We start from the raw sequence: 6,468 nt of genomic DNA on the forward strand, positions 1-6,468 counted from the left end.
GTTCCGGATCCCGTTCAACATTCAGGACCCCGCGATGCTGGAGCAGATCGCGGAGGTCCACCTGTACGTCTCGTCCGATCGCGGCCTGTCGTGGGAGTATGCCGGCAACACGGCTCCCGATCAGCTCGCCTTTCCGTACCGGGCGCCGAGGGACGGGGAATACTGGTTCGCCGTCCGGACGAGAGATCGCCAGAACCGCCTGTATCCGCCCGACATGGAGCAAGTCCGGCCGAAGCTCCGGGTGGTGGTCGATACGACGGCCCCCTCGGTCGTCATCCGGGCCCTGCCGCGCCGGGCGGGAGTGGTCGGGATTGTCTGGGAGGTGAAGGACGAGTACCTCGATCTCTCGACCTTCGCGCTCGAATATCAGGTGCAAGGGGCTCCGGCGAACGCCTGGCGGCAGGTGAGGACCTCGCCGAGGATCGTCGGCGAGGCCCGCTGGGAGGTCGGTACCGGATTGCCCGTGACCGTCCGCGTGACCGTGGCCGACTCGTCCGGCAACCGAGGGTCGGCGCAGCAGCTCTTACCCGATGGGCTGGCCGAGGCCCCCGGCTCGGTCTCCGCCCCCTCGGCCGGGGCCGCACCGCCGCCGATCCTGGCCCGACGCGCCTCGGACCCCTCGCCCGCTCGCTCGGGAGTCTCAGACGATCCCTTCGCCGGAATCGACGATCGCCCCCCGCCCGCTCCCCGGACCAATACCTCGGCTCCGGTCCGATCGTCCAACGCGGCTCCGCCTGCTCGGCCGACTCCTTCTCCTTCGCCGAACCCCGCCGCCGCTCCCGCCGCGCCTCCTGCGGATTCGGGTGGTGTTCGGATTATTGCAAGCCCACGTTTTCCGTTAAGTTACGGCGTCGAAGATGCCTCGGTCGAGTCGCTCGAAGTGGTCGAGATGTGGGTCACGCGAGACAACGGCCAGACCTGGGAGTCGCTCGGCACCGACCCTGATCGGCGGTCCCCTTTCCATGTCGACCTCGGCGGAGACGGCCGCCACGGGCTCCGGATCGTCGTGCAGTCGCAGAACGGCCTGGGAGACCCCCGACCCGTTTCAGGCACGCCCGCGGAGTTTGAGGTGATCGTCGATACCACCCCGCCCCGCGTTGCGCTCGATTCCGTCGGCATCGGCAGCGGAGACGAGGCCGGATCGCTCGTCGTCGAATGGCGCACCGACGAGCCGCACCCGGCCGAAACTCCCATCGTCATCTCCATCCGTCCCGACGCCCCCGATGCCATCTGGCAGCAGATCACCCCCGCCCTGCCCGACTCCGGCCGGTTTGTCTGGCCCTTGCCTCCCAACGTCCCCGCCCGCTTCCATGTTCGGCTCGACGTCTTCGACGTGGTCGGCAATCAAAACGCCGTCGAAACCTCCGAACCGATCGTCCTCGACATCCCCCGCCCCCGAGGCCGCATCCTTGGCCTCGACCCCAGCGCCCGGGTCCGATCGTCCCCCGTCCGCTGAGCAGCCCTTTGTGTCCCCTCGTTGTGTTGCGATACGATGGGCTGAAAAGAACAAGGACTCCGGACCTGCGCCGGAATCTCCGATGCCCGACGCCCTTGATCGCACTTTTTTTCTTGCATCGAGCCGAGGGACGCCATGAACCTCCGGAATCTCTGCCGACGGTTTCGTCCCGGACTTGCCCTCATCGTCCAGGACAAATGCGAAGTCCCTCGCGTCGTACCATTCCTGTCCTCGAATGATACGTCTCCCCTTGCCTCGGGTGGCCCCGGTTGCTCGCCAACCGGGGCGGCGCAGCCGCAAGAGGCGATGAGAGGCCGCACCGAAGCCTCTCGTCGCTCCGCGACCCCGGTTGACGAGCAACCGGGGCCACCCAGAATGCATCACTCAGGGGTGGAAGCAGGAGTCGACATACCAGACCACACCAAAGGCCACCGACGCGACGTTGCAATCGTCTTGATCAGCGCATCGCTTGGCCTCTTGCTCGCCCCTCGGGCCGAGGCGCAGGGGATCGAACCGGGCGACCGCGTCGTGCTGGCCTCGATCGACGACGTTTTGAAGATCGAAGCGCGGATCGTGGCCTCGGGGGCGATTCACCGCGTCTACACGGTGGGCAAGGTCAACGGCCCCTGGCTCTGGCTCGAAGCCGAAGACCTGGCCGGCTGGATCAAGGGCGACCGCGTCTTGCCCTTCGACCAGGCTCTGGAGGCCGCTTCCGATCGGATCGACGCCGGAAACCCGTCGGCCAACGATTACCTCACCCGAGGCTTGCTCTGGGCCGATCGCGGCCGGCCCGACCTGGCCGAGGCCGATTTCGACGAGGCCATCCGCCTCGAACCCGAGTGGCGCACCCCCTGGCTCAACCGCGGCAACTTGCGACGGGCCGCCGGGCGCCTTCAGGAAGCGCTCGACGACCTGAACCAGGCCGCGCAGCTCGCCCCGCTCGACCCCTTGCCTTACTACAATCGGGGGCTCGTCTGGCTCGACCTCAACGAGCCGAAGCGCGCCTACGACGAGTTCGGCCTGGCCCTTCGGGTCGATCCGAACCACGCCGCCGCCCGGTTCAACCGCGCGGCCCTGGCCGTCGGCCTCGGCCTCGACGGCGGAGCGGCCGACGCCGAGGCCTATCTGGTGCTCGTCGGCTGGTACGAAGAACTCTCGCCTTACGCCGCCTTGCTCGCGGCCATCGAGCACCGCCGGGCCGGTCGATCGGCCCAGGCCGACGGCCTGCTCGCCGCCGCGGCCGAGGATCGCGACCTCTCCGTCTGGCCCGGCCCGATCCTCGATCATCTGCTCGGCGACCTGCCGCTCGACGACCTGCTCGCCGCCGCCGAGACTCCCGACCAGCAGGCCGAGGCCCGAGCCTACGCCGGCGTCACCCTCCAGATCGACGGCCAGACCGACGAGGCCCTGCCCTTGCTCCAGTGGGTCGTCGACGCGGCCGACCCGGCCCGCATTCCCCATCTCCTCGCCCAATCGGCGCTCGCCCCCCCTGCCGAGCTGGAACCGGAGGCCCAACCCGCCCCGATCGAGGCCCCCGGAGCCGTCCCCTCCCCATGATCGTCTCGGGCTCGGTTGGGACCGGTCTCCTTCCTCTCGACAAAAATTGGGCAATTTTTGCGAAAATTGGCTGTCTTGTCGTACGGGGTTGGCGATTCATCGCGTATTGAGGATACTGACGGCCCGAACTGGCCCGATGACTGGGCTCAAGCCCCCGTCCGGATCGACCGGGGCGTTAGGACTCCCTGCGACCCGAGGAGCGGAGATGGTCAGCCAGGACACCATTATCAACAAGCTGCGAGAACTGGCCCGCAACCTCTGGTGGACGTGGCAGCCGCACGTCATCGAGTTGTTCCGAGAGCTCGACCCGGTTCTCTGGAGAGAAACCGACCACAATCCCGTGGTCTTTCTCGACCGGATTCCTCCCGAACAGCTCGTGCAACGCGCCTCGGAAATGGCCCTGATCTCCCGGATCGACTACGCCTTCCGCCGCCTCAACGAGTACCTCGAAAACCGCGATAGCTGGGGAGCGATCCACGCCTCGACCCTTCGCGCCCGGCCGGTCGCCTACTTCTCGATGGAATTCGGCCTGCACGAGAGCCTGCCGATCTACTCCGGCGGCCTCGGCGTGCTGGCCGGCGACCACCTCAAGAGCGCCAGCGACCTGGGCATTCCGCTCGTCGCCGTGGGGATTCTCTACGCCGAAGGCTATTTCCGCCAGTCGCTCGACGCCGAAGGCTGGCAGCACGAAAGTTACCCCTACAACGATCCGGCCCGCCTGCCGATCGAGGAAGCCCTCACCCCCAACGGCGACCCCGTCCGCGTGGCCGTCGAGAGCCGATCCGGCACCCTGCACGCCAAGGTCTGGCGCGTCGAGGTCGGCCGTACGACCTTGCTCCTGCTCGACAGTAACGTGCCCGAGAACGACGAGGAAGACCGCTCCCTTACCGGCCGGCTTTACGGCGGCGACGCCCGAATCCGCATCCGGCAGGAATTGCTGCTGGGTGTCGGCGGCGTCCGGGCGCTGTTCGCTTCCGGGATCGACCCGTCGGTCATCCATCTGAACGAAGGCCATAGCGCCTTTGCCGGCCTGGAGCTGACCCGGAACGTCATGGAGGCCGAGGGCCGCCCCTTCGGCGAGGCCGTCCGAGACGTCGCCGGCATGACCGTCTTCACCACCCATACCCCCGTCGCGGCCGGTCACGACCGCTTCAGCGCCGATCTGGTCGAGGACGCCCTCGGCCCGCTCCGCGAACAGCTCCACCTGCCCCCCGACGACTTCCTCGGCCTCGGCCGCGTCCATCCGGGCGACCACAACGAGCCGTTCTGCATGACCGTGCTGGCCTTGAAGCTCTCAAGGCACGCCAACGGCGTCTCGGCCCTGCACGGCAAGGTCTCTCGCCAGATGTGGCACCCGCTCTACCCGAACCGCAACGAGGAAGAAGTCCCGATCGGCCACATCACCAACGGCGTGCACACCCTGAGCTGGCTCGCCCCGCAGATGAAGGCCATCTACGACCGGCACCTCGGCGCCAACTGGGAATCTCGGATGCGCTATCCCGAGGTCTGGGACACCGCCTCGGAGATCGACGACGGCGAGTTCTGGGAAACCCACCAGGTCCTCAAGGCCCGCCTGCTCGAATTCGTCCGCCAGCGGCTCGCCCGCCAGGCCGAGGCCCGGGGCGCTCATCCCGAGGACCTCGAACGCTATCACCGGATGTTCGACCTCGACACCCTGACCATTGGCTTTGCCCGCCGCTTCGCCACCTACAAGCGGGCCACCCTGGTCATGAAGGACGCCGAGCGCCTTGCCGAGATCGTCAACGCCTCAGACCGCCCTGTCCAGTTGATCTTCGCCGGCAAGGCCCACCCCGAGGACCGCTACGGCAAGGAATTCATCCAGCAGATCGTCAAGATCAGCCATTCGGCCCAGTTCCGCGGCCGGCTCGCGTTCATCGAAGACTACGACATGAACGTCGCCCGGTTCCTCGTCCAGGGGGTCGACGTCTGGCTGAACAACCCGAGACGCCCCCAGGAGGCCAGCGGCACCTCCGGCCAGAAGGTCGCCATGAACGGCGGCCTGAACTGCTCGATCCTCGACGGCTGGTGGGCCGAAGGCTACGACGGCCGCAACGGCTTCGCCATCGGCTCCGGCCGAACCCACGCCGTCCCCTCGGTCCAGGACGACCGCGACTACCTCGACCTGATGAACACCCTCACCCACCAGGTCATCCCCCTCTACTACGACCGCAGCGCCGACGGCCTCCCCCGCCGCTGGATCGCCCGCGTCAAGGACAACCTCCGCACCCTCGGCTGGCGCTTCAACTCCGACCGCCAGGTCATGGACTACGCCCAGTACGCCTACCTCCCCGCCGGCGGCGGCCAGCCCTGCTCCATGCCGAGCTTCTGAGGACTGGAATTCGTGTGGCACATGGGCAAGAGGGCCTCGTATGATCGCAATGAGTCCCTGACCAGTCCGATTGCCCGAGAAGTCCGGACCACGTCATGCCCGACCCCTCCCTGACCGAGCGTCTGCTGGCTCTGCCCCTCGCCGATCGGATCGAGCTGGCCGAGGTCCTCTGGCAAAGTATCGGCGAGGGCCTCCGGCCGACCACCGAGGCCGAGGCCCTCGCCGACGCTCGTCGTCGTGATGCCGAACTGACCTCGGGCGCAGTTCAGGCCCGATCGCACGAGGAGATCATGACCGCCGCGCGCCGGGCGATCGGATGCGACTGACCTATCACCCCGAAGTCGAGGCGGATCTCATCGAGGCGGCTCGGTTCTACGAGGAGCAATCCCCGGGCACCGGTGCCCGCTTCCTGGACGCATTCGACGCGGCGATCGTCAACATTCGGACCTTCCCGACCCTCTGGCCCGAGGTCGAAACCGGGCTTCGATGCCATACCCTCAAGCGATTCCCATTCGCGATCTACTACCGAATCCGAGACGAAGAACTCCGCGTCCTCGTCGTCAAGCATCACCGCCGTCACCCCGAGCATGGCCGTGACCGCTTCGAGGAATGATGGCCGCCGACGATCTGTCTTGCTGATGGCGCGCCCACCGTCCAGGGCACCCGGCGCAAGCCTTCTTGAGTTTGGAAAACCACTCATTTCAAGGCTCATAAAGCGATTGCGAGTCATCCTTTAGTGCTTTCATCAACTTGGATAATCGAAGAAGCTTAGGGTCTGTTTCACTGTTAGCGTTTTCGTGAAGCTCCGAAAGCGGGAAGTTGAAGTCCTTCGACCACGAGATGAGTTCCTCTGCAATCTCGCACGCCTCATCAATCAGCTTTCCTGTTTTGCTTCTCCACCAATTAGAAAACTCAGCTGCCACCCAGCCTGCCCGACCGAATTCTCGCTGTTCTAGATCATGTTCGTTCCACTTCTCAATCAGTTCCTTCAGAACCAACTCAGCCTCGCTTAATTCGGAATGTGAAGGATTGTGTGAGTTCCCTCCATAGCATTCGGGGTATTTTTGTCTAGCATTCGGCAAGAACCTTACCGAGCGTCGAGGAT

6 protein-coding genes are annotated in these 6,468 nt (G+C 66.1%); 5 read left to right on the plus strand and 1 reads right to left on the minus strand.

Features of this window, described 5'->3' with window-relative positions; genetic code table 11:
* The 5 genes from GA615_RS27060 to GA615_RS27080 form a co-directional block, all read left to right on the plus strand.
* The coding region (locus GA615_RS27060; RefSeq protein WP_235905693.1) for a hypothetical protein at nucleotides 1–1,456 on the plus strand (1,456 nt) is incomplete at its 5' end.
* 375 nt (nucleotides 1,457–1,831) lie between these two features.
* Nucleotides 1,832–3,013, plus strand: a complete 1,182-nt coding sequence (locus GA615_RS27065; RefSeq protein WP_161602606.1) for a tetratricopeptide repeat protein — start codon at nucleotides 1,832–1,834, stop codon at nucleotides 3,011–3,013.
* A gap of 205 nt (nucleotides 3,014–3,218) precedes the next feature.
* The gene (gene glgP, locus GA615_RS27070; protein ID WP_152054477.1) at nucleotides 3,219–5,363 is read left to right on the plus strand and encodes an alpha-glucan family phosphorylase; all 2,145 of its coding nucleotides are present in this window, start codon (nucleotides 3,219–3,221) and stop codon (nucleotides 5,361–5,363) included.
* 95 nt (nucleotides 5,364–5,458) lie between these two features.
* Nucleotides 5,459–5,689, plus strand: coding sequence for an addiction module protein (locus GA615_RS27075; RefSeq protein WP_152054474.1), 231 nt, complete (start codon nucleotides 5,459–5,461; stop codon nucleotides 5,687–5,689).
* Nucleotides 5,680–5,976: a type II toxin-antitoxin system RelE/ParE family toxin gene (locus GA615_RS27080; RefSeq protein WP_152054475.1), complete on the plus strand. Its 297-nt coding sequence runs from the start codon at nucleotides 5,680–5,682 to the stop codon at nucleotides 5,974–5,976. Before GA615_RS27075 ends, GA615_RS27080 begins: the two co-directional genes overlap by 10 nt.
* 88 nt (nucleotides 5,977–6,064) lie before the next feature.
* Here GA615_RS27080 and GA615_RS27085 read toward each other — a convergent pair.
* Nucleotides 6,065–6,468, minus strand: a 404-nt coding sequence (locus GA615_RS27085) for a hypothetical protein (RefSeq protein WP_235905695.1), incomplete at its 5' end; no start/stop codon positions are given.

Origin of the sequence: Tautonia marina (assembly GCF_009177065.1) — a bacterium.
Taxonomy (GTDB): Bacteria; Planctomycetota; Planctomycetia; order Isosphaerales; family Isosphaeraceae; genus Tautonia; species Tautonia marina.